Consider the following 22,262-nt stretch of genomic DNA (forward strand, 5'->3'; position numbering starts at 1 on the left):
TACTGGCCTCTTCGCGAGCAAGCCCGCTCCCACATTGGAATGCATTTCAACTGTGGGAGCGGGCTTGCTCGCGAAAGCGGTCTAACAGCCACCCCTTCACCCAAGGTAATCGAGAACCCCATGCCTCAACCGCGTCGCTACAAAGTTGCACTCAACGGCTACGGCCGCATTGGTCGTTGCGTCTTGCGTGCTCTGTTCGAGCGAGGGGCGGATGCCGGGTTTGAAATTGTTGCGATCAATGATCTTGCCGACATGGCGAGCATCGAATACCTGACACGCTTTGACTCCACCCACGGCCGCTTTCCCGGCGAAGTGCGGGTCGAAGGCGATTGTCTGCACATTAATGGCAACTGCGTGCAGGTCTTGCGCAGTGCCACCCCCGAAGGCATCGACTGGACGGCATTGGGCGTTGACCTGGTGCTGGAATGTTCCGGTGTCTACCACACCCGTGCCGATGGCCAGCGTTTTCTCGACGCCGGCGCACCCCGTGTGCTGTTTTCCCAGCCGATGGCCAGCGAGGCAGATGTCGACGCCACCATCGTCTACGGCATCAACCAGGACTGCCTGACCGGCGATGAGCTGCTGGTGTCCAACGCCTCCTGCACCACCAACTGCAGCGTGCCGCTGTTGCGTCTGTTGGATCAGGCGATCGGCCTGGACTACGTGTCGATCACCACGATTCACTCAGCGATGAACGACCAGCCGGTCATCGATGCCTATCACCACGAAGACCTGCGCCGTACGCGCTCGGCGTTCCAGTCGGTGATTCCGGTATCCACCGGCCTGGCGCGCGGCATTGAGCGACTGTTGCCGGAACTTGCCGGGCGAATCCAGGCCAAAGCCGTACGGGTGCCGACGGTGAACGTGTCCTGCCTGGACATCACCATGCAAACCGTCAGCGACACCGATGCGACGGAGGTCAACCGGATCCTGCGCGACGCCGCCACCAGCGGCCCGCTCAAAGGCCTGTTGGCCTATACCGAGTTGCCCCACGCCAGTTGCGATTTCAACCATGACCCGCATTCGGCGATTGTCGACGCCAGCCAGACCCGCGTTTCCGGCCCAAGGCTGGTGAATATCCTGGCCTGGTTCGACAACGAATGGGGTTTTGCCAACCGAATGCTGGATGTTGCGGAACATTATCTGCACATCGCCTCTAAACAACCTCAACAGTAATTCAGGAACTGCGACCCATGACCGTGTTGAAGATGACCGACCTCGATCTGCAAGGTAAGCGCGTACTGATCCGCGAAGACCTCAACGTCCCAGTCAAGGACGGTGTTGTCGCCAGCGATGCGCGAATCCTGGCCTCGCTGCCGACCATCAAGCTGGCCCTGGAAAAAGGCGCGGCCGTGATGGTCTGCTCCCACCTGGGTCGTCCGACCGAAGGTGAGTTCTCCGCCGAAAACAGCCTCAAGCCCGTCGCCGATTACCTCAGCAAAGCCCTTGGCCGCGACGTGCCGCTGGTGGCTGACTACCTGGGCGGCGTTGACGTGAAGGCTGGCGACATCGTGCTGTTCGAAAACGTGCGCTTCAACAAAGGCGAGAAAAAGAACAGCGACGAACTGGCCCAGCAATATGCGGCGCTGTGCGACGTGTTCGTGATGGACGCGTTCGGCACCGCCCACCGCGCTGAAGGCTCGACCCATGGCGTGGCCAAGTTCGCCAAAGTTGCTGCCGCTGGCCCGCTGCTGGCCGCTGAACTGGACGCACTGGGCAAGGCCCTGGGGGCTCCGGCCCAACCAATGGCCGCCATCGTGGCCGGTTCCAAGGTGTCCACCAAGCTGGACGTGCTCAACAGCCTGAGCCAGATCTGCAACCAGCTGATCGTTGGCGGCGGTATCGCCAACACCTTCCTGGCCGCAGCCGGGCATCCCGTGGGCAAGTCCCTGTACGAGCCGGATTTGCTCGACACTGCCCGTGCCATCGCCGCGAAAGTCAGCGTGCCACTGCCGGTGGACGTAGTGGTCGCCAAGGAATTTGCCGAAAGCGCCGAAGCCACCGTCAAGCTGATCGCGGATGTGGCCGCCGACGACATGATCCTGGATATCGGCCCACACACCGCAGCCAACTTCGCTGAACTGCTGAAAGCCTCCCAGACCATCCTGTGGAACGGTCCGGTGGGTGTCTTCGAGTTTGACCAGTTCGGTAACGGCACCAAGGTGCTGGCCAAGGCCATCGCTGAAAGCTCGGCATTCTCCATCGCCGGCGGCGGCGACACCCTGGCGGCCATCGATAAATATGGCGTTGCTGACCAGATCTCCTACATTTCTACCGGTGGTGGCGCCTTCCTCGAATTCGTCGAAGGCAAAGTACTGCCCGCCGTTGAAGTGTTGGAAACCCGAGCCAAAGGCTGAGGCTCGTGATCCGGAAAAGGAGTGTTCCTATGACCAAATCGTTGGCAATGGTGATCGCAGCGGGCCTGCTGGCTGGCTGCGGCAGCACGCCACATGCGGAGCCGGAAGCTGGAAAGCCTGCGGCGCAGCAGAAAAAAAGCTGCTACCAGGCGGACTGGCAAGCCGAGACCATGCCGGTGATCAACAAACGCATCGGCAACGAACGGCTGGAGAAATACGACTCCGCGCCCAACGGTCAGGAACAGGGTTGCCCTTGACGGGTCTGATCAACTAACCGACAGCAGCGGCGGCCTCCGGGTCGCGCTGTGAGGATTGGCAATGAAAGGCGTTTTCGCCCTGGCAGCCCTGGCCTTGTTGGCCGGCTGCAGCAGCATGAACATGTTCGACAGCAAGGCAGAAACTGCCGACAAGTGGACCACTTGGACCTGCGACAGCAAGGCCGAGGTCAACTGGCGTTTCGTCAACCAGGCTAAATCCGAGGTGGAGTTGCGCCTCGGCGGTTCCGACCAGATCTACCGTCTTAAACAGGACGTCGCTGCCTCGGGCGTGCTGTATGCCAACGACCAATTGGCGTTTCACACAAAAGGTGAGGAAGGCCTGGTTTACTGGGTCGCCACCGATGATTTGATCGGCCGCGGCTGCAAGGCTCAATAGAGAGATCACGATCTCAAAGTTGATGAGGCCCAAGTGTGGGAGCGGGCTTGCTCGCGAATGCGGTGTATCAGTCACCGAATCCGCTAGCTGCTTTTCACCGCTTTCGCGAGCAAGCCCGCTCCCACATTGAGCCGGTTTCAAAGTGAGATAGGTGTTGAGCCCGCCTGAAAAAACGATTCAGCAGGCCAGGCATGCAAAACCTGACCGGCAATAACTTGAATAGCAGCCGCCGCTACGGCAGGCTTGCACGATTAACGACCCTCGACCGGGAGAGACAACACAATGGCACTTATCAGCATGCGTCAAATGCTGGACCACGCAGCCGAGTTCGGCTACGGCGTCCCAGCCTTTAACGTCAACAACCTTGAGCAGATGCGCGCCATCATGGAAGCCGCTGACAAGACCGACTCCCCCGTGATCGTCCAGGCTTCGGCCGGTGCCCGCAAATACGCCGGTGCTCCGTTCCTGCGTCACCTGATCCTCGCCGCGATCGAAGAATTCCCGCACATCCCGGTGTGCATGCACCAGGACCACGGCACCAGCCCGGACGTGTGCCAGCGCTCCATCCAACTGGGCTTCAGCTCGGTCATGATGGACGGCTCCCTTGGCGAAGACGGCAAGACCCCGACCGATTACGAGTACAACGTGCGCGTCACTCAACAAACCGTCGCCATGGCCCACGCCTGCGGCGTGTCGGTTGAAGGCGAGCTGGGCTGCCTGGGTTCCCTGGAAACCGGTATGGCCGGCGAAGAAGACGGCATCGGCGCCGAAGGCGTGCTGGATCACAGCCAGATGCTGACTGACCCGGAAGAAGCTGCTGACTTCGTGAAGAAGACCCAAGTTGACGCCCTGGCGATCGCCATCGGCACCAGCCACGGCGCCTACAAGTTCACCAAGCCACCTACCGGCGACGTGCTGGCCATCGACCGCATCAAGGAAATCCACAAACGCATCCCTAACACCCACCTGGTGATGCACGGTTCTTCCTCGGTGCCGCAAGAGTGGCTGGCGATCATCAACCAGTACGGCGGCGACATCAAAGAAACCTACGGCGTACCGGTTGAAGAAATCGTCGAAGGCATCAAGTACGGCGTGCGCAAGGTCAACATCGACACCGACCTGCGCCTGGCGTCCACCGGTGCGATGCGTCGCTTGATGGCCACCAACCCGAGCGAGTTCGACCCGCGTAAATTCTTCGGCGCCACCGTGACCGCGATGCGTGACGTGTGTATTGCGCGTTACGAAGCGTTTGGCACTGCCGGTAACGCTTCGAAGATCAAGCCGATCTCGTTGGAAGCGATGTATCAGCGTTATTTGAAAGGTGAGTTGAACGCCAAGGTGAATTAAGCCTCAGCGTTTAAAAGGAGCCCGCAGTGATGCGGGCTTTTTTGTGGTTGGTATTCAGTCGTGATCGATATCCAGCTTCGCAAACGTCACCCGTGCACCTTCCTTGCTATCCCCACTGTTGTCCTGCACATACGCTCCTGCCTTGAAGTACAACGGCTTCGCCCCCCACGCAGCGCCAATGCGCTCATTCCACTCACCATCGGCGGCATACACACTGAGCAGCCCGGCTTTGTTGAGGTTGATCACGTAAGTGAAGCTCTTCTCCAGTGGCACGTTCGACGCCACGATGATTACCCGCCCTTCATCCTCATCCGGGCGCATGCGGACTTTGGCGACGATGTTGCCTGTCTGGGTTTTTTCCTTGAATTGATACTCCAGTTTGATCAGCGGCTTTTGGCTGTCATAGGCATGAATCTGCCCAATCACGATTTTGCCGGTGGAGGGCACTTGGTTGACTGCCAAGGTCGCGCGCAGGAAGTTGTCCGCATCCGGATAGGTCCAGTTACGCAGCCGTCCATCGGCGTAGGTCTCACGCAATTCGCTGCGCGGGTAAACGGCATTTTCGGTGCGGGTGCCGGTGACAGGGGTCCAGAATTGCACGTTGCTGCCTTCGGCCTGGAAATACTGGTCGTTGAAACCATTCATCAGTTTCGGAGTGTCGATGGTGGCGGGCGGGGAGCCGACCGGAATGCTCAGGTTCCAGGTGGAAAGGTCGATCATGGCATTTGCCTTTTTACAGAAGGTGAAGGCTTTGGCCCGTGGGCCAGACAGGTTCTTTATAGGTGGTGTTAACCATCTTGTTAAATGGTCGATGGCAAATTATTGGCGTCAAGGGAATGCCAAAAAGCCATGTTTCCCAGGAGTCGCGGGCTGTAGCGGGTTACCGTTAGTCGGCTTCCTGAAAATTGGCGCAATGATGGCACCGTCGTTACTTCTGCTTTTTTGGAAGCGGGGCTAGAGTGAGGCCTCAGAGTTTGTCCGGGTTTTCTGTCAGAATTGACCGGAGTGGCTCCCTAGGAAGAGACGTAGCATGGAATGCGCTCCACACCACGCCGATGGCAGTTCAGTTCTTTTGGTGGTCGATGACTACCCCGAAAACCTAGTCAGTATGCGTGCGCTCTTGCAGCGTGAAGACTGGCGGGTGATCACCGCAGGTTCTGGCCTGGAAGCTTTGGAATTGTTGCTCGCCCACGACGTCGATCTGGTCTTGCTGGACGTGCGCATGCCAGGCATGGATGGCTTTGAGGTGGCGCGGCTGATGCGCGGCAGCCAACGCACGTGCATGACGCCTATCATCTTTCTTACGGCTAACGCCCAGTCCCCCGCGGCGGTGCTGGAGGGTTATGCCAGTGGCGCCGTCGATTATCTGTTCAAGCCGTTTGATCCGAACATCCTCAAGCCCAAGGTCCAGGCTCTGTTGGAGCATCAGCGCAATCGCCGTGCCTTGCAGCGCTTGAGCCATGACCTAGAGTCCGCCCGCGCCTTTAATGCATCGGTGCTGGATAACGCCGCCGAGGGCATTCTGGTGGTGGGTGAAGGGAGTGTGATCGAGTACGCCAACCCGGCTATTTCGCGGCTTCTGAATGCCACCATGAACGAATTGCAGGGTGAGAGCTTCCTGAGTTTCCTGCAAAAACCCCATGTACCGGCCTGGCTGGGGTTCCCGATGTTCGAGGCTTATCGCAAAGGCGAAACCTGGCGTCAGCACGACGCTATTTTACGCACCGGTCGCGGTCAGCAGGTACCGGTGGCGCTGTCATGCGCGCCGTTGCCCGCCGAGCAGAAGGCCATGGTGGTGACGGTGCTGGACATGTCTGAAGTGCGCCATTTGCATCAGCAGTTGGAGTTCCAGGCGGTGACCGATCCGTTGACCGGGTTGTTGAACCGGCGTGGCTTTCATCAGGCGGTGGAGAACATGCTGCTGCGCAGTGAGCGTAGCGAGCAGTCCCTGGTGTTGCTGTACCTGGACCTGGATGGCTTCAAACGGGTCAATGACTCGTTGGGGCACGACGCAGGAGACCGGGTGTTGCGCTGGGTCTCGGAACAGATGCAGGCCTGTTTGCGATCCGGCGACATGCTCGGGCGGATGGGCGGGGATGAATTCACGGCGTTGCTGGAGCTGGAATTTCCAGAGCAAGCCGCGAAGATTGCGGAAAAACTGATCGAACGAGTATCGGTGTGCCAGCAGATCGACGGCCTGGATGTGATGCTGGGCGTCAGTATCGGCATTGCGATGTTCCCGGAGTGTGGTTCGGACTTGAGCGGTCTGTTGCGTGCGGCTGACATTGCCATGTACGAGGCCAAGCGCGCCGGGCGTCAGCAATACCGTTATTACGATCAGGAAATGAACGGGCGCGCCCGCTCTCGGCTGATGCTCGAAGACAGCGTGCGCACGGCGATTCAAAACAAGGATTTCACTCTGGTTTACCAGCCTCAGGTGTCCCTGGAAGGCGGGCGTCTACGCGGTGTCGAGGCGCTGTTGCGCTGGCAGCATCCGAGCGTCGGCGATGTGCCGCCGGGTTTGTTCCTGCCGTTGCTGGAAGAAGCGCGGCTGATCAGCCAGTTGAGTACCTGGATCTACCAGCAGGTCGCCGCCCAGCGTCAGGCCTGGCAATCGGCGTTCGATGAGGAGCTGGTGCTGAGCGTGAGCCTGAGCAGCAGCCAGTTCAATATGCCTAATCTGGCGGCCCAGTTGCAGCAGGTCATTGAGCGACATGGGTTGCAGGGTCGACAGCTGGAGGTGGAAATCAGTGAAGACTGCCTGATGAGTAACCTGGAGGAGTCGACCAAACAGCTTAAGTTGTTGCGCCAGATTGGTGTGCGCACCGCCCTGGATGATTTTGGCTTGGGCAATTGTTCCCTGGCGCATCTGCGTGATCTGGCCTTCGACACCCTCAAGCTCGACCCACAACTGGTCGCGCGCCTACCCGACTCGGCGCGGGACGCGGTGATGGCGCGCAGTATCATCGAGCTGTGCGGGCATTTTGATGTTGTGGTCGTGGCTGAAGGGGTGGAAACCCAAGAGCAAGCCCGATGGCTCAAGGCCAATGGTTGCCCGTTTATACAGGGCCCGATAGCGTCGTCGCCGTTGATGGCTGAGGAAGTGGCTGATTGGTCGCGCGCTCGCGCGTGCTGAATTCGCTACACTGGCGCCCATTCGAACCCTGTTGCAGACCCCATGACCGCGCTGAAATACCTCCAGGCCTATCCCGCCGCTCTGCAAGAGCAAGTGCGCCAATTGATCGCCAAGGACCAATTGGGTGCCTACCTGGAACAACGTTACCCCGAACGCCACGCCGTGCAGAGCGACAAGGCGTTGTACGCCTACGCCCTGGCCCTGAAGCAGGAACACCTGCGCAATGCCCCGGCCATCGATAAGGTGTTGTTCGATAACCGTCTGGACCTGACCCACCGTGCCCTCGGCCTGCACACCACCATCTCGCGGGTGCAGGGCGGCAACCTTAAATCCAAGAAAGAGATCCGCATTGCGGCCCTGTTCAAGGAGGCCGCGCCGGAGTTCCTGCGCATGATCGTGGTGCATGAACTGGCGCACTTCAAGGAATCGGACCACAACAAAGCGTTCTACAAACTCTGTGAGTACATGATGCCGGGCTACCATCAGGTGGAATTCGACCTGCGCGTCTACCTCACGTACCGCGACCTGCAGGGCAAACCCTGACCGCACAAGGCGACCGACCATGGATGTGAGCAAGACCAAGAGCAGCTTCTACCGCCGCCTGTACGTGGCTTACCTGATCGACAGCGGGCAAGCCAGCAATGTCCCGGCGCTGACCGACGTCACCGGCATGCCCCGGCGCACGGCCCAGGATACGATTGCGGCGTTGGCTGACCTGGATATCCTGTGTGAATTCGAGCAGGAAGACGGTGCCCGCAACCATGCCGGACACTATCGGATTCGCAGTTGGGGGGCCATTGATCGGCGCTGGATCGAGGCGAACCTTGGGCTGATCAAGCAGGTGCTGGGTTATCCCTAGTCCTTTCTCATGCCAATGTGCGGAATATCGTCCTCAAGGTATTCCTCTCCGGCCACCACAAATCCGTATCGCCCGTAATACCCCTGCAAATGCGCTTGGGCTGACAGGAAAATCGGCGTCTGCGGCCAGATATCGCCGATCCGCTTGAGTGTCTCTTCCATCATTTGATGCCCCAGCCCAGTGCCGCGCGCTACCGACGCCACGATCACGCGACCGATGACCACATCACCGCCCTGTGATTCCGGGTCCAGCAGGCGCAGGTAGGCCACCAGCTGGTCATCCTGCCAGGCCATCAGGTGGTGGGTGTCGCCCGACAAGTCCTGCCCGTCGAGGTCCTGGTAAGCACATTTCTGCTCGACAACGAAGACCTCGTTGCGCAGGCGCAGGATGGCGTAAAGCTGCTCCTTGCCCAGGTCATCGTGGTGCTTGCAGACCCATTCAATTGTCATGGCATGTTCTCTTATTAAATGTCTGCTGCGGATAGTAAGCGCGACAGCCATTTGTGTCTAAATCGACTATTTTTGTGAGTGAAATCAATTTGCCATCATTGAGTGCGTGCGGCGCCGCTTTCTTTGTGTAATCTGAGCTACTGTTAGAACCTCAGGTCTCGCCTGAGCTAGCCTGCCAAGGACTTTGAGCATGCCGCGATTCTCTCGTGCCGTTGCTTTGATTGGAGTGTTATTGCTGGCTCAGCCGGCCTTCGCACAGCGTCTGCGCCTGGTAGCGGATGCCTGGCCACCCTTTACCGACGCCACCTTGATCAATGGCGGGCTGGCCACCGACATCGTCAGCACCGCCCTGGCCCGCGCGGGTTATGCCAGTGATTTCGAACAGGTGCCCTGGGCTCGCGCGTTGATGGGCGTTGGCGACGGTCGTTATGACGTATTGGTGAACGCCTGGTACGACGATGCGCGCACACAGCTGGGGCAGTTCTCCGGTGAGTACTTGCTCAACCGCGTGCGTTTCATCAAGCGACGTGACGATCCCATCGAATTCCAGAACCTTGAGCAACTGCACGACTACCCCATTGCCGTGGTGCGCGGGTATGCCTATTCGGCGGCGTTCGATGACGATGCGCAGTTACAGAAAGTGCCGGTGCATAACTTCGCCATGGCCGTGCGCATGCTCGCGGCGCAGCGGGTGCGGCTGACGGTGGAGGATGAATATGTGGCGCGGTATTACTTGTCCCGCGAATCGACGCGGGTGCGCAATACAGTGGAGTTCTTACCCAAGCCCTTGAGCGAAAACAGCCTGCATATCCTGGTGAGCTTGAAGAACCCCGAGCATGCGCAGATCGTCGCCAGCTTTGACCGGGAGATTGCCAAGATGAAGGCCGATGGCAGTTATGCGCGGTTGATGAAGCAGCATGGGATGTAGGGTTCTTGCGGGCCTCTTCGCGAGCAAGCCCGCTCCCACATTCGACCACATTCCAAAGGATGGGCGCGGTTAAATGTGGGAGCGGGCTTGCTCGCGAAAGCGGTCTAAGCCGCACGGGTGTCCTTGATCAGATGCGCAGCCAATGTCCTCAGTGGCCCCAACTGCCGGCAAATCAACGCCAACTGTGTCTGCACCAGCCGTTGCCCCTCATCAATCTCATCCGGCATCTGCTCCAGCTCCACCGCCAGCGCTTCCTCGGCATCGCTCTGAATCGCAATCGGCTGCTTGTTCGCCAGCCCCGTGGCGATTTCATCGATGCTCGCCGCCAAGGTGTTCCCTGCGCCTTCGATCAGGTGTTCCCGCACCTCGGCTGGCAATTGGGTCTCGCGGTGTGCCCCCAGCCCTGACAAGTAGCTGAGCAAAGTGTGCGACAGCACCAGGAAGCGGAAGCCCACGTCCGCCTCCTTACGAAAGTGCCCCGGTTCCATCAGCATATTCGCCAGGGTGGTCGACAGCGCCGCATCCGCGTTGTGCGCATTGCGTCGGGCCAGGCGGTAGGCCAGGTCATCGCTTTTGCCGGCGGCGTATTGCTGCATGATCTGGCGCAGGTAGATGCTGTTGCAGGTCAGGGTGTTGGCCAGCACTTTGTTCAATCGGCGGCCCTGCCAGTCCGGCAGGAACAGGAACACCGCCAGGCCCGCAATCAAGCTGCCCAGCAAGGTATCGAACAGGCGCGGCAGGAACAGGCCGTAGCCGTCACCCACTTGGTTGAAGCAGAACAACACCATCAAGGTGATCGCGGCGGTGGCCAGGGTGTAGCGGGTGGTACGGTTGATAAAGAACACCAGGCCGGCCGCGATGGCGAACATCGACTGCACCAGTGGGCTTGGGAACAGATCGAACAGCGCCCAAGCCACGGTTAGCCCGATGGCGGTACCGATGATCCGCTGGCCGAGTTTGCGGCGGGTGGCGCCGTAGTTGGGCTGGCACACGAACAGCGTGGTCAGGATGATCCAGTAGCCTTGGGAGGCGTGAATTGCATGCAGCATGCCGTAGCCCACGGTCAGCGCCAGGGACAGGCGCAAGGCATGGCGGAACAGCAAGGAGGTGGGGGTCATCTGCGTACGCAGGCGTGTCCACATTTCCTTGAGGTTGCGCGGGGCGCGGTCCAGCAGGTTGCTGTCGGTAGCATCCGCCAGGCTGTCGGGGTTGCTGGCGTCGCCCAGCAGGCGGTCCAGGGTGGACAGGTTGGCCGCCAGGGCGCGCAGCGAGCGCAGCAGGCCGCGCCAGGCCGGGTTGCTCTGGATGCGCAGGTGTTCCAGGGAGGCGTTCAGATCGCCCAAGGCTTCGGCGAAGCTGTCGTCATAGATGAATGGCTGGCGCAGTTGGATCGATTCGGCCAGGGTCTGGCAGGCCTTGCCCTGTTGGCGCAGCAGGCGCTGGCAACGGAACAGCACGTCGCTGTGGAAGAAGGCGTCGGCCAGGGCGTTGTAGGGGTAGTGGGACGAGCTGGCGCGTTCGTGGATGTCTTGGGCCAGGAAGTACAGCTTGAGGTAGCGGCTGACTTTCGAACCAGGGCGGCCATTGCCGACGCGGTGCAGGATGATCTCCTTCGCCGCATTCAGCGCGGCAACGACTCGCCCATTTTGCTGGGCCAGTTCCAGGCGACGCGCCTCAACATCCAGTTGGCGGATCGGTTCGAACAACGATGACTTGAGCTTGAGGTAACGCCCCAATTCGCGAAACAGCCGCGCCAGGCTCTGCTGCACCGGCTGGTTGGAAAACAACGCTTGCCACAGCACCGACAGCGCGCCATACCAGGCGGCGCCAGCCACCAGCAGCAACGGCTCGTGCCAGAAATCGGAGACGGCGCCACCGCGCTGGTCCACGCCGATCATGGTGTACACCGACAGGATCAGCGTCGCCGATGCAATCGCGCCATACCGTTCGCCCAAGGCGCCGAGCATGGTCAGGCAGAAGGTGGCCAGGGCCAGGGAGATCGCGAAGATCCAGGGATAAGGGAACAGCAGCTCCACCGACAGCGCGGCGATGCTGAAACACACCAGCGTCACCGCCAGGGCATTGAGACGGCCTTGCCAACTGTCATCGGTCTCGGCCAAGGCGCTGGCGATAATCCCCAGGAACAGCGGGATCAGCAGTGTCATTTCATCCTGATACCAGCACAGCGCCATGCTGCCGGTGAGGGCGATGAACACCCGAATGCTGTAGCTGAATTTATCCAGCGCCCACAGGCGCCGCATGGACTGCTTGAACGAGGTTGATGACATGAAGTCTGGAGTCTTCCGGGACGATGCCGCTAAATTGAGCTATCAAGGACGCCACGGCAAGCGTGACGATCACATCCAACAGCAAAATTTATTCCGGCCACACCACAAATCGAATGTGGGAGCTGGCTTGCCTGCGATGGCGTCGGCACATTCAGCATTAGCGTTGCCTGGCTCACCGTCATCGCAGGCAAGCCAGCTCCCACAGTTTGATCGAGTACATCCTTTAGTCAGGCGTACTGTGCGGCGGCGTAACCCGACGCCCACGCCCACTGGAAGTTGAAGCCGCCCAGGTGGCCGGTCACATCCAGCACTTCGCCGATAAAGTACAGGCCAGGGCTTTTCAGCGACTCCATGGTCTTGGACGACACTTCCCGCGTATCCACCCCACCCAACGTCACTTCCGCCGTGCGATAACCCTCGGTGCCCGCCGGCACCAGTTGCCAGCTGCCGAGCTTTTGCGCGATATCGGCAATCTCGGCATGGGTGTACTGCTTCATTGGCTTGGACACAAACCAGGTCTCCGCCAGCAGGTTCGCCATCTTCTTGGTGAAGATCTCGCCCAGCAGGGTTTTCAGCTCGCTGTTGGGGCGCTCGACCTGTTGCTGTTGCAGCCAGGTGTGGGCGTCGTGGTCGGGCAGGAGGTTGATTTCCACCGTGTCGCCGGGCTCCCAGTACGAGGATATCTGCAAGATCGCCGGCCCGCTCAGGCCACGGTGGGTAAACAGGATGTTCTCGCGAAAGCTCTGGCCGTTGCAGCTGACCAGGCAGTCCACCGAGGTGCCGGACAACTCGCCGCACAGATCCTTGAGCTGGTCGGTGATGGTGAACGGCACCAGCCCGGCGCGGGTCGGCAGCAATTCATGGCCGAATTGCTTGGCCACTTGGTAACCGAACCCAGTGGCGCCCAGGGTCGGAATCGACAGGCCGCCCGTGGCGATCACCAGGGATTCGCAGCGCAGCTCACCCAAGGTGGTTTGCAACTGATAACCGGCTTCCAGTTTGGCAATCTCCTGGACCGACGTGTCCAGGTGCAGGCTCACACCGACCTGGATGCACTCATCGAGCAGCATGCCGAGAATGTCGCTGGACTTGTTATCGCAGAACAACTGGCCGAGCTTCTTCTCGTGATAGGGCACGCCGTGCTTGGCCACCAGCCCGATAAAGTCCCACTGGGTGTAGCGCGCCAGGGCGGACTTGCAGAAATGCGCGTTGTGCGACAGGAAGTTGGCCGGCTCGGTGTACATATTGGTGAAATTGCAGCGGCCCCCGCCGGACATCAGGATCTTCTTGCCGGCCTTGTTCGCATGGTCGATCAACATCACTTTGCGCCCACGCCCGGCGGCGGTCAGTGCGCACATCAAGCCCGCGGCGCCGGCGCCAATGATCACAACTTCGGTCGAGCGCAAAACGGTGTCCTCATACATTTTCTGATTTGGAATACAGTCAAATGTGGATCTCCCTTAAGTTGGAGATCTTTACAGGATGCGCACGCGCAACGAACGGCCTTTGATCTTGCCGTCGTTCAAACGCTGCAACGCCTGCTTGGCGATCCCGCGCTCCACGGCCACGAAGGCCTGGAAGTCAAAGATCGCGATCTTGCCGACCTGGGCACCCGGGATGCCGGCTTCACCGGTCAGCGCGCCGAGGATGTCGCCAGGGCGAACCTTGTCTTTACGGCCGGCAGCGATGCACAGGGTGCTCATCTGCGGCAGCAACGGACCACCGCTTTGTGGCTTGAGGTTGTCCAGTTGATCCCAGTTCAGTGGCGACTTCTGCAGTTGCTCGATGGCCTGGGCGCGGTGCGCTTCGGACGGTGCCACCAGGCTGATGGCGATGCCGGTTTCGCCAGCACGACCGGTACGGCCGACGCGGTGAATGTGGATTTCCGAGTCGCGGGCCAGTTCGACGTTGATCACCATGTCCAGCGAGTCGATGTCCAGACCGCGTGCGGCAACGTCCGTAGCAACGAGCACCGACGTGCTGCGGTTGGCGAACATCGCCAGCACTTGGTCACGGTCGCGCTGTTCCAGGTCACCATGCAGGCCGACGGCGGAAATGCCCTTGGATGTCAGGTGATCCACGGTTTCCTGCACTTGCTGCTTGGTAAAGCAGAAGGCCACGCAGGAGGCTGGACGGAAGTGCGCCAGTACTTTGGTCACGGCGTCCATGCGCTCTTCCGGCGAGATCTCGTAGAAACGCTGTTCGATCTGATCGTCGGAGTGGAACGCTTCGGCTTTCACTTGCTGCGGCGCGCGCATGAACTTCGAGGCCAGCTGCTTGATGCTCACCGGGTAAGTGGCCGAGAACAGCAGGGTTTGGCGGCGCGGTGGGGTCTTGCTGATGATGTCTTCGATGGCGTCGTAGAAGCCCATGTCGAGCATGCGGTCGGCTTCATCGAGGATCAGCGTGTTCAGGCCGTCGAGTACCAGCGAACCTTTGCGCAAGTGCTGCTGGATACGACCCGGTGTGCCGACGATGACGTGGGCGCCGTGTTCCAGGGAGGCGATTTGTGGGCCGAGGGACACGCCGCCGCACAGGGTCAGTACCTTGATGTTGTCTTCGGCACGGGCCAGGCGACGGATTTCCTTGGCGACCTGGTCGGCCAGCTCACGGGTCGGGCACATCACCAGGGCCTGGCAGCCGAAGTAACGCGGGTTGATCGGGTTCAACAGGCCGATGCCGAAGGCGGCGGTCTTGCCGCTGCCGGTCTTGGCCTGGGCAATCAAGTCCAGCCCCTTGAGGATCACCGGCAAGCTTTGCGCCTGGATCTGCGTCATCTCGACATAACCCAGCGAGTCGAGGTTAGCCAGCATGGCGGCGGACAGGGGCAAAGTATTAAAAGCGGTGGCGATGGTAGTCACGGGACTGGCTCTGCAAAACAAAATGTCGCGCAGTGTACCAGCCTCGTGGGAATTTCCCTGCAAGTTCTAGACGAGAAGCCTGTTAATGCTCGATATGCTGCTCCGGGCTGGCTGCACGCTTGCCGTCTTTTGGCGACAGTTGCAGGAAGATCGCCGCCGCCAGCATCGCCATGATGCCCACGGTGAGGAAGGTCAGTTGGAACGCGCCGAGGACGCTTTCCACACCGTCGTTGCCGGTTTCGGCGGTAAATCCGCCGAGCAGTGCACCGGCGCACGCGACCCCGAGGCTCAGCGACAACTGCGCCACCACCGACAGCAGGCTGTTGCCGCTGCTGGCCTGGGCATCATCGAGGTCGATCAGGGTGACGGTGTTCATGGCGGTAAATTGCAGCGAATTGATCGCCCCCAGTACCGCCAGCATACCCAGTAGCAGCGGGTAGGGCGTGTGCTCCGTGACCAGTCCCATGCTCGCCAGCATGATGCCCAGCGCCAGGGTGTTGCCGGTCAGGACGATGCGGTAGCCCAGGTGTTCGATCAGCGGGCGTGCCACGGACTTGGCAAACATCGCTGCCGCCGCCAGGGGCAACATGCTCATGCCGGCTTCCGACGGTGAATAACCCAGTGCCACCTGCAACAGCAACGGCACCAGGAACGGCAGGGCACCGCTGCCCAACCGCGCGAACAGGTTGCCGAGGATGCCCACGGCGAAGGTGCGGGTCTTGAACAGCACCGGTGAGAACAACGGGTTATCGATATGCCCGGCCCGCAGCCAATACGCCGCCAGGCACGCGAGCCCGCCGAACAGCAGCAACATCACCCGCAAGTGCGGCAGGTGCAGCTCGCCCAGGCCTTCCATGGCGATGGTAATCAGGATCATCGCGGCGCCAAACAGCAGGAAGCCGATTCCGTCGAATCGCGTGCGCTCAGTGCCGCGCAGGTCGGGGATGAATTTCCACACGGCGTAGCAGCCGATCATGCCCACCGGCAAATTGATCAGAAAGATCCAGTGCCATGTCAGGTACTGCACCATCCAGCCGCCCATGGTCGGGCCGAGCAACGGGCCAAGCAAGCCGGGGATGGTGATGAAGCCCATGATGCGCACCAGTTCGGAGCGGGGGTAGGCGCGCAGCACCACCAGTCGCCCGACGGGCAGCATCAGCGCACCGCCCAGGCCTTGGATCACCCGTGCGCCCACCAGCATGGTCAGGCTGCTGGACAGGGCGCACAGCAGCGAGCCAATGCTGAACAGCATGATGGCGCCAAAGAAGATTTTCTTGGTGCCGAAGCGGTCAGCGATCCAGCCCGACGCCGGGATCAGCAAGGCGACGGTGAGCATGTAGGCGATCACCACCCCTTGCATGCGCAATGGGTTCTCTGCGAGGTCCCGTGCCATTGCCGGCAGTGCCGTATTGAGGATCGTCCCGTCCAGCGACTGCATGAAGAAGGCAATCGCGACCACCCAGGGGAGCCAGCGGGCGGTCTTGGCATCAAGCGGGACGCGGTTCGGCATGGAATACCTTTTTGATAGCAGGCTATGTGTTTGCGATTATGCGCCAACCGTCGCGTGTTTTCCCACCAGGAAATCCAGCAGCTCACGGTGCACCGCTACGGCGGCTTCGTTGGATTCAAGGTCGAGCAAGTGGCCCGTCTGCTCGGCCACGGCAAAGCTGCTGCGCCCCACGTACTGCTTGAATAACTGGGCCTCGGCGGCGGGGGTGTATTCGTCCAGCGCGCCGTTGAGGAAGTGCACTGGTGTTTCAATCTGCCGCAGTGCCGGCAGGTAGTTGCCATCGCCCAAGGCCAGTACCTGGTGGATATGGAAACGCGCCTGGCGGTACTCGGTGGTGGCCATGGTCGACAGGTGACGGTGGTTGTTGCGTTTGAGCCGGGGCGACAAGTATTTGCCCACGGTTTCATTGAGCAAGTGGCCGACGGCAGACTTGTCATCCGCTTCGATCAGCACGCGCACACGTTCCACGTAGTCGAGCATGGCTTGATTGAGGTTGGGTGCCAGGGCCATCACCACCGAGCTTTCGATGGAGGGAGGGTTGTGCGCCAGGGTCAGCAGCGTCGAGATACCACCCCAGGAGGCCGACACCAGGTGGTTGACCTGGAAACGCTCGACCAGGGCGCGCAGCATGTGCACCTCGTCGTCCTTGGTTACCAGGTCGAGGTCAGTGTTGTGTTCGCGGGAATAGCCGGAGAACGGCAGGTCGAAGAGCAGCACATTGAAATGCTCTGCCAGGCATTTACTGGTGCGAGCGAACGAGCGCGTGGTGGACAGCGCGCCGTTGACCATCAAGACGGTCTTTTTTGCAGAATCGTTTCCTAGCTGCTCAACATGAACGTTGTAGTGCTTGAACAGCTTTTCAATGACAAAACTTCCATGGTTCATGTCAACGCTCCAGCTTGCCCTTCCCGGGCAAGTGCATGCAGTACTACCTGTCGGGTGGCGGGATGCCACTAACCGTTATATCGAGGTTTTTTACAGGCGACAACAGGCTGCCCCACGGAATGGGAAGAAGAGAATTGACCGTAGGAGGGGATGGAACCGAGGTGTCAGAAGCTGACACAGCCCCTGTGGGAGCGGGCTTGCTCGCGAATGCGCAGTGTCAGTCAGTACATGTGTGACTGATGCACCGTATTCGCGAGCAAGCCCGCTCCCACAGGGGATAGTGGTGGTTAAAGGGTTAGCGTCAGGCGTTTTACCAAAGCCCCCGGCAGCAGGTTGGAGGCGGTGTTGCGCTGGCTGTAAGTGCTGGCCGACAGCAGCAGTTCCCGTTCAGCGGTCAGGGCTTCCAACTGCGTGCCGAGCAGGTGGTAGACGCTGTCATCAAAGCGCATGGTGCTGACCGGCGCCTTGATCTCGCCGTCTTCCACCCAAAAGGTGGCGAAACGCGTCATGCCGGTCAGGCGTGCCGCCGGAAGGTCCGAATAGTTCAGGTACCACAGGTTGCTGATGTACAACCCGGTGCCCAACTGCTTGAGGATATCGGCTTGGGCCAGGCTGCCGGCGGCCATCTGCAAGGCGCTGGGCGATTCATCACTGCTCGCGCCGTTGGTGCTCAAGCCGTATTCGGCAGCGCTGCGCGAATTGATCAATTGGCCATCGGCTTTCCCCGCCTTGATCAGTGTGACGTCGCCGCGTGGATAACCCTCGGTGGAAAACGCCTGGCTCAGGGAGCCGCTGATCTGTTCAGTCAGCGTCACCTGCGGGCTCAGGGACTGTTCGCCGGCATACAGCTTTTGCAGCGAGCTGCCCTTGCTGGCGATCGCCTGGGCGGAAAACCCGCCCCAGGTGATGATGCTGATGATTTCTTCAATCGCCGCCGGGGCGAGGTAGGCGCGGTAGTGTCCGGGCGCCAGTGTGTGCAGTGGGCGGCCGAGGAACTCAAGCTGTTCGCGGGCCTGCTGGAAGCGCGCGGCAAATTCGGCGCTGTCCCAGGTGTGTCCGGCGTAGCTGGCTTTCACCGCTTCGCCATTGGCGTGGAACAGGCTGAAATCGAAATTGAAGCTATTGGCCTGGTGCCAGCCGAAGGCGCCCGACGAACTGGCAAAGCCTCGGGTGATGGGGCCGGCTGCATAGAAACCGACCAGGTCGACGCCGTGGGCGGCCGCCTTGATGTCTTCCAGTACCTGCGCCAGTTCCGGCAACGGCCGGGTTTGTTCGTTGCTGCTTTGCCAGGCGTTGTGGTTCAGCAGCAGGTACGGATCCTGCGGCAGCAACGGCAGGGTTTCACGCAACTGTTGCAGGCCATCGGCCAAGCGTTGGCGGTCCAGTTCCAGCTCGCCGGCCAGGGTGATGCCGAGGTCCGCGTGGCGGCCGTTGTTGATCAGTTTCAAGCTGAGGCTGGCCTGTTGCACCTGGCCGGCCTGGCGTACCTTGGCGTGGTTGAAGCGCACGAACTCGGACGCTTCATCCGCATACCCGAGGTGGAATTGTTCGCTGTCGGTGATGGCGTGCTTGAGCCAGTCCACCAATGCCTTGAAGGTGTTCATCAGGCGTCTCCCCCAAATACGTCGACATCACTGAATACACAGGCGGGCGACGCATGGCCGACGCGGATCACCTGGTTGGGTTCGCCTTTGCCACAGTTCGGCGTGCCCAGCACCTTGAAGGTACTGGCGTCACCGACCGCGCTGAGGTTGCGCCAGAAATTCGCGGAAATAGCCCGGTAGTTGGGGTTTTTCACCACGCCTTTCAGCTCACCGTTCTCGATCAGTTGGCCCCATTCACAGCCGAACTGGAATTTATTGCGCGCATCGTCGATGGACCATGAACGGTTGGTCGACATCAAGATGCCGTTTTCGATGCCACCGATCAGTTGCGCAAGGCGCTTGTCGCCCGCTTCGATGTTCAGGTTGGCCATGCGGTCGATGGGGGCGCGGTTCCAACTGCTGGCCCGGCTGTTCGCCACGCCGCTCATGCCCGAACGGTATTGCGACAGCGCACCGCCCAGCGGTTTGAGCAGCAGCCCTTCGCGGATCAGGAACTGCTTGCTGGCGGGAGTGCCGTCGTCGTCATGGCTGTAGCTGGCGAGTTGTTCGGGGATGTCCGGGTCGAACGTCACGTTGAGCAACTTGGAGCCATATTGCAGGTGACCGAAGTCGCTGGCCTTCACAAAACTGGTGCCGGCGTAATTGCGCTCGTCACCCAGGATGCGATCCAGCTCCAGTGGGTGACCGATGGACTCATGGATCTGCAGGATCATCTCGTCGGGCATCAGCAACAGGTCACGCGGGCCGTTGGGGGTGTTGGGTGCAAGCAGCAATTGCACGGCTTCGTCGGCAATGCGTGGCGCGGCTCCGACCAGGCCGAAGCGGCTGATCACATCAAACCCGCCTTGCTGGCCGAAATTGCTGCCGCCGAGGGTGCGGCTCTGGCTGTCGTTGCCGTCGTAGGCGGTGACATTGACGCCGGGGAATACAAAGCGCTGGGCCTGGCGCAGTTCGGCGCCGGCGTTGTTGAGGTAGATTTGCTCGACGTGGGTCAGGCCGAGGCTGACTTCCCAGCTCACCAGGCGCTCGTCCTTGGGCACCGCGGCGGATTCGTCACCCAGCAATTGGTAGCAGTCGCTCAGGGACGGGAAGGGCTGGTTGAGTTCGGGGGACAGATAGTCCGCCACATCGCTGGAGACGTGCTGGTCACGCAGGTCGAGTAGCGCGTGGGGCTTGATCAACCGGGCTTGCTGTTCGGCACGCTCAAGGGCGGCTTGCAGGCCAGGCAGGGAAATGTCGTTGGTCGCTGCGTAGGCTTCCACACCGTTGAGGCGCACGGTGAGCATGGCGCCCTCGTCGTGGTTCAGGTGCGGTGGTTCGGCGACGTTTTTGCGCACGGCCAGGTATTGGCCGGATTCGCGTACGTAGCGCAGGGAGAAGAATTCGGCGCGAGTGCGCAGGGCACTGAAATGCTGTTTGAGTGTGGCGTGGTGGTCGAACATGGGGCCTTCCTTGTGGGCGGCTCGGCGCGGGCAGGCAAACAGAGTAGCCGATCAAGGAGAGGTTTTGCAGTGAATGGTTAGGCCCCTTGACGAGCAAGCCCGCTCCCACATTTTGACCGTGTGAACCCGATCAAAGGTGGGAGCGGGCTTGCTTGTGAAGGCAGCACCGCGGTGTATCAGTTACTGCGCCAGCGGGCCCACTTCACGCATCGGCTTGCCACGCACCGGCGCATCGCCGGCCACGTAGTAGTCGGCGGTGCTGCGCGGCAGTGGCTGGCGGCCACGGATCTTGTCGGCGATTTTCTCGGCGATCATGATCGTCGGTGCGTTCAGGTTACCGGTGGTGATGATCGGCATGATCGACGCATCCACAACGCGCAGACCCTGCATGCCATGCACGCGGCCTTCGCCGTCCACTACCGCCATCTCGTCGGTGCCCATCTTGCACGAGCAGGACGGGTGGAACGCGGTTTCAGCGTGTTCGCGGATGAACTTGTCGAGCTGTTCATCGGTTTGCACGTCAATACCTGGGCTGATTTCGCGGCCACGGTAGGGGTCCAGTGCCGGCTGCTGCATGATTTCACGGGTCAGGCGGATGCCGTCGCGGAATTCCTGCCAGTCCTGTTCGGTGGCCATGTAGTTGAAGAGGATGCTCGGGTAGTCCCGTGGGTTCTTCGACTTCAGCTGGATGCGGCCACGGCTCGGCGAACGCATGGAGCCCATGTGCGCCTGGAAACCGTGCTCTTTCACACCGTTGCTGCCGTTGTAGTTAATCGCTACCGGCAGGAAGTGGTACTGGATGTTCGGCCACTCGAACTCTTCACGGGTGCGGATGAAACCGCCCGCTTCGAACTGGTTGCTGGCGCCGATGCCGGTGCCGTTGAACAGCCACTCGGCGCCGATGGCCGGCTGGTTGTACCAGAGCAGCGACGGGTACAGCGACACGGGTTGGGTGCACGCGTATTGCAGGTACAGCTCAAGGTGGTCCTGCAGGTTTTCGCCGACGCCTGGCAGGTCATGGACCACCGGGATGTCGAGGCTTTCCAGCAGTTTGGCCGGGCCGACACCGGAGCGTTGCAGCAATTGCGGCGAAGCGATTGCGCCGCTGCACACCAGTACTTCTTTACGGGCGCGGGCTTCAACGCGTTCTTCGGCGGCGCCGATCAGGTAACGCACGCCCACGGCACGCTTGCCTTCGAACAACACTTTGTCGGTGAGGGCGTGGGTGACGATGGTCAGTGTCGAACGCTTCTTGGCCGTGTCCAGGTAACCGCGCGCGGTGCTGGCACGACGGCCGTTTGGCGTGACGGTACGGTCCATCGGGCCGAAGCCTTCCTGCTGGTAGCCGTTCAAGTCTTCGGTGCGTGGGTACCCGGCCTGTACGCCGGCTTCAACCATGGCGTGGAACAGTGGGTTGTTGCCGGCTTTCGGCGTGGTCACGCTGACCGGGCCATCGCCGCCGTGCCAGTCGTTCGGGCCGATGTCCCGAGTTTCAGCTTTTCTGAAATAGGGCAGGCAGTCCAGGTACGTCCAGTTTTCCAGGCCTGGCAATTTCGCCCAGTTGTCGTAGTCCATGGCGTTGCCACGGATGTAGCACATGCCGTTGATCAAGGAAGAGCCACCCAGGCCCTTGCCGCGACCGCATTCCATGCGACGGCCGTCCATGTGTGGCTCTGGATCGGTCTCGTAGGCCCAGTTGTAGCGGCGGCCTTGCAACGGGAACGCCAGGGCGGCTGGCATCTGGGTACGGAAGTCTAAGCGGTAGTCGGGGCCGCCGGCTTCCAGCAGCAGGACGGTGACGCCTTCGTCTTCGGTCAGACGGGTCGCCAGGGTGTTACCGGCGGAGCCGGCACCCACAATGATGTAGTCGTATTCTTGGGACATTGGATGCACCCTCTTTGAAGTCTAGTCAGGTCGGGCCTCATCGGGGGGCAAGCCCCCT

Annotated in this window: 19 protein-coding genes; 9 read left to right on the top strand and 10 right to left on the bottom strand. The window is 60.7% G+C overall.

The annotated features are described in order from the left end of the window. Positions 1–120 precede the first annotated feature (120 nt). The 5 genes from epd to fba all read left to right on the top strand — a co-directional run bounded on the left by epd (position 121) and on the right by fba (position 4,358). Complete coding sequence (epd, locus tag AB4O08_RS14645) at positions 121–1,176, top strand: erythrose-4-phosphate dehydrogenase (protein WP_010207156.1); 1,056 nt, start codon at positions 121–123, stop codon at positions 1,174–1,176. A 17-nt stretch (positions 1,177–1,193) separates the two neighbouring features. After that, entirely contained in the window at positions 1,194–2,357 is a 1,164-nt protein-coding gene (locus AB4O08_RS14650) for a phosphoglycerate kinase (protein WP_460114196.1), read from the top strand. 29 nt (positions 2,358–2,386) lie between these two features. Then, on the top strand, positions 2,387–2,614 hold the full coding sequence (locus AB4O08_RS14655) for a hypothetical protein (RefSeq protein ID WP_010207154.1): 228 nt from the start codon (positions 2,387–2,389) through the stop codon (positions 2,612–2,614). Positions 2,615–2,675: 61 nt separating this feature from the next. Continuing rightward, positions 2,676–3,011, top strand: coding sequence for an MliC family protein (locus AB4O08_RS14660; RefSeq protein ID WP_010207151.1), 336 nt, complete (start codon positions 2,676–2,678; stop codon positions 3,009–3,011). Positions 3,012–3,293: 282 nt separating this feature from the next. Beyond that, a complete protein-coding gene (gene fba / locus AB4O08_RS14665) occupies positions 3,294–4,358 on the top strand; it encodes a class II fructose-bisphosphate aldolase (RefSeq protein WP_003177554.1) in 1,065 nt (354 codons plus the stop codon). Positions 4,359–4,412: 54 nt separating this feature from the next. Here the strand turns inward: fba and AB4O08_RS14670 are convergent, their stop codons facing one another. Continuing rightward, positions 4,413–5,078, bottom strand: a complete 666-nt coding sequence (locus tag AB4O08_RS14670) for a polysaccharide lyase family 7 protein (protein WP_010207150.1) — start codon at positions 5,076–5,078, stop codon at positions 4,413–4,415. A 310-nt stretch (positions 5,079–5,388) separates the two neighbouring features. Between AB4O08_RS14670 and AB4O08_RS14675 the strand changes: the two genes are divergently transcribed. The 3 genes from AB4O08_RS14675 to AB4O08_RS14685 are packed head-to-tail and all read left to right on the top strand — an operon-like array spanning position 5,389 to position 8,353. Beyond that, positions 5,389–7,494: an EAL domain-containing protein gene (locus AB4O08_RS14675; RefSeq protein ID WP_183702395.1), complete on the top strand. Its 2,106-nt coding sequence runs from the start codon at positions 5,389–5,391 to the stop codon at positions 7,492–7,494. A 42-nt stretch (positions 7,495–7,536) separates the two neighbouring features. Then, a complete protein-coding gene (locus AB4O08_RS14680; protein WP_010207148.1) occupies positions 7,537–8,037 on the top strand; it encodes a M48 metallopeptidase family protein in 501 nt (166 codons plus the stop codon). A 19-nt stretch (positions 8,038–8,056) separates the two neighbouring features. Then, complete coding sequence (locus tag AB4O08_RS14685) at positions 8,057–8,353, top strand: winged helix-turn-helix domain-containing protein (protein WP_010207147.1); 297 nt, start codon at positions 8,057–8,059, stop codon at positions 8,351–8,353. Here AB4O08_RS14685 and AB4O08_RS14690 read toward each other — a convergent pair. Continuing rightward, a complete protein-coding gene (locus tag AB4O08_RS14690) occupies positions 8,350–8,802 on the bottom strand; it encodes a GNAT family N-acetyltransferase (protein ID WP_010207146.1) in 453 nt (150 codons plus the stop codon). The genes AB4O08_RS14685 and AB4O08_RS14690 overlap by 4 nt on opposite strands. A gap of 190 nt (positions 8,803–8,992) precedes the next feature. On the opposite strand from AB4O08_RS14690, the gene AB4O08_RS14695 reads away from it, so the two are divergent. Next, positions 8,993–9,730: a substrate-binding periplasmic protein gene (locus AB4O08_RS14695; RefSeq protein WP_042571439.1), complete on the top strand. Its 738-nt coding sequence runs from the start codon at positions 8,993–8,995 to the stop codon at positions 9,728–9,730. A gap of 104 nt (positions 9,731–9,834) precedes the next feature. Here AB4O08_RS14695 and yccS read toward each other — a convergent pair whose 3' ends face one another. From yccS to betA, 8 genes are all read right to left on the bottom strand, one after another. Next, positions 9,835–12,018 carry a YccS family putative transporter gene (yccS, locus tag AB4O08_RS14700; RefSeq protein WP_010207141.1) on the bottom strand — a complete coding sequence of 728 codons (2,184 nt, stop codon included), beginning with the start codon at positions 12,016–12,018 and terminating at the stop codon, positions 9,835–9,837. Between the two features lie 227 nt (positions 12,019–12,245). After that, entirely contained in the window at positions 12,246–13,424 is a 1,179-nt protein-coding gene (locus AB4O08_RS14705; RefSeq protein WP_010207139.1) for a BaiN/RdsA family NAD(P)/FAD-dependent oxidoreductase, read from the bottom strand. Between the two features lie 69 nt (positions 13,425–13,493). After that, positions 13,494–14,831 carry an ATP-dependent RNA helicase DbpA gene (dbpA, locus tag AB4O08_RS14710; protein ID WP_231501119.1) on the bottom strand — a complete coding sequence of 446 codons (1,338 nt, stop codon included), beginning with the start codon at positions 14,829–14,831 and terminating at the stop codon, positions 13,494–13,496. A gap of 130 nt (positions 14,832–14,961) precedes the next feature. Next, positions 14,962–16,389 carry a multidrug transporter subunit MdtD gene (gene mdtD, locus AB4O08_RS14715; protein ID WP_010207136.1) on the bottom strand — a complete coding sequence of 476 codons (1,428 nt, stop codon included), beginning with the start codon at positions 16,387–16,389 and terminating at the stop codon, positions 14,962–14,964. 36 nt (positions 16,390–16,425) lie between these two features. Beyond that, positions 16,426–17,274, bottom strand: coding sequence for an alpha/beta fold hydrolase (locus AB4O08_RS14720; protein WP_010207135.1), 849 nt, complete (start codon positions 17,272–17,274; stop codon positions 16,426–16,428). Between the two features lie 287 nt (positions 17,275–17,561). Continuing rightward, positions 17,562–18,878 (bottom strand): TldD/PmbA family protein, encoded by a 1,317-nt coding sequence (locus tag AB4O08_RS14725; protein WP_154973592.1) that lies wholly within the window; start codon positions 18,876–18,878, stop codon positions 17,562–17,564. Beyond that, a complete protein-coding gene (locus AB4O08_RS14730; protein ID WP_460114197.1) occupies positions 18,878–20,320 on the bottom strand; it encodes a TldD/PmbA family protein in 1,443 nt (480 codons plus the stop codon). The genes AB4O08_RS14725 and AB4O08_RS14730 overlap by 1 nt, the downstream gene beginning before the upstream one ends. 180 nt (positions 20,321–20,500) lie before the next feature. After that, positions 20,501–22,204 carry a choline dehydrogenase gene (gene betA / locus AB4O08_RS14735; protein ID WP_010207131.1) on the bottom strand — a complete coding sequence of 568 codons (1,704 nt, stop codon included), beginning with the start codon at positions 22,202–22,204 and terminating at the stop codon, positions 20,501–20,503. Positions 22,205–22,262 lie beyond the last annotated feature (58 nt).

Source organism: Pseudomonas sp. H3_E07 (assembly GCF_054668895.1).

What these genes read in the sequence shown, in the direction of transcription:
- epd (WP_010207156.1), top strand. Translation starts at nt 121, where the DNA reads ATGCCTCAACCGCGTCGCTACAAAGTTGCACTCAACGGCTACGGCCGC.
- AB4O08_RS14650 (WP_460114196.1), top strand. Translation starts at nt 1,194, where the DNA reads ATGACCGTGTTGAAGATGACCGACCTCGATCTGCAAGGTAAGCGCGTA.
- AB4O08_RS14655 (WP_010207154.1), top strand. Translation starts at nt 2,387, where the DNA reads ATGACCAAATCGTTGGCAATGGTGATCGCAGCGGGCCTGCTGGCTGGC.
- AB4O08_RS14660 (WP_010207151.1), top strand. Translation starts at nt 2,676, where the DNA reads ATGAAAGGCGTTTTCGCCCTGGCAGCCCTGGCCTTGTTGGCCGGCTGC.
- fba (WP_003177554.1), top strand. Translation starts at nt 3,294, where the DNA reads ATGGCACTTATCAGCATGCGTCAAATGCTGGACCACGCAGCCGAGTTC.
- AB4O08_RS14670 (WP_010207150.1), bottom strand. Translation starts at nt 5,078, where the DNA reads ATGATCGACCTTTCCACCTGGAACCTGAGCATTCCGGTCGGCTCCCCG.
- AB4O08_RS14675 (WP_183702395.1), top strand. Translation starts at nt 5,389, where the DNA reads ATGGAATGCGCTCCACACCACGCCGATGGCAGTTCAGTTCTTTTGGTG.
- AB4O08_RS14680 (WP_010207148.1), top strand. Translation starts at nt 7,537, where the DNA reads ATGACCGCGCTGAAATACCTCCAGGCCTATCCCGCCGCTCTGCAAGAG.
- AB4O08_RS14685 (WP_010207147.1), top strand. Translation starts at nt 8,057, where the DNA reads ATGGATGTGAGCAAGACCAAGAGCAGCTTCTACCGCCGCCTGTACGTG.
- AB4O08_RS14690 (WP_010207146.1), bottom strand. Translation starts at nt 8,802, where the DNA reads ATGACAATTGAATGGGTCTGCAAGCACCACGATGACCTGGGCAAGGAG.
- AB4O08_RS14695 (WP_042571439.1), top strand. Translation starts at nt 8,993, where the DNA reads ATGCCGCGATTCTCTCGTGCCGTTGCTTTGATTGGAGTGTTATTGCTG.
- yccS (WP_010207141.1), bottom strand. Translation starts at nt 12,018, where the DNA reads ATGTCATCAACCTCGTTCAAGCAGTCCATGCGGCGCCTGTGGGCGCTG.
- dbpA (WP_231501119.1), bottom strand. Translation starts at nt 14,831, where the DNA reads ATGCTGGCTAACCTCGACTCGCTGGGTTATGTCGAGATGACGCAGATC.
- mdtD (WP_010207136.1), bottom strand. Translation starts at nt 16,389, where the DNA reads ATGCCGAACCGCGTCCCGCTTGATGCCAAGACCGCCCGCTGGCTCCCC.
- AB4O08_RS14720 (WP_010207135.1), bottom strand. Translation starts at nt 17,274, where the DNA reads ATGAACCATGGAAGTTTTGTCATTGAAAAGCTGTTCAAGCACTACAAC.
- AB4O08_RS14725 (WP_154973592.1), bottom strand. Translation starts at nt 18,878, where the DNA reads ATGAACACCTTCAAGGCATTGGTGGACTGGCTCAAGCACGCCATCACC.
- AB4O08_RS14730 (WP_460114197.1), bottom strand. Translation starts at nt 20,320, where the DNA reads ATGTTCGACCACCACGCCACACTCAAACAGCATTTCAGTGCCCTGCGC.
- betA (WP_010207131.1), bottom strand. Translation starts at nt 22,204, where the DNA reads ATGTCCCAAGAATACGACTACATCATTGTGGGTGCCGGCTCCGCCGGT.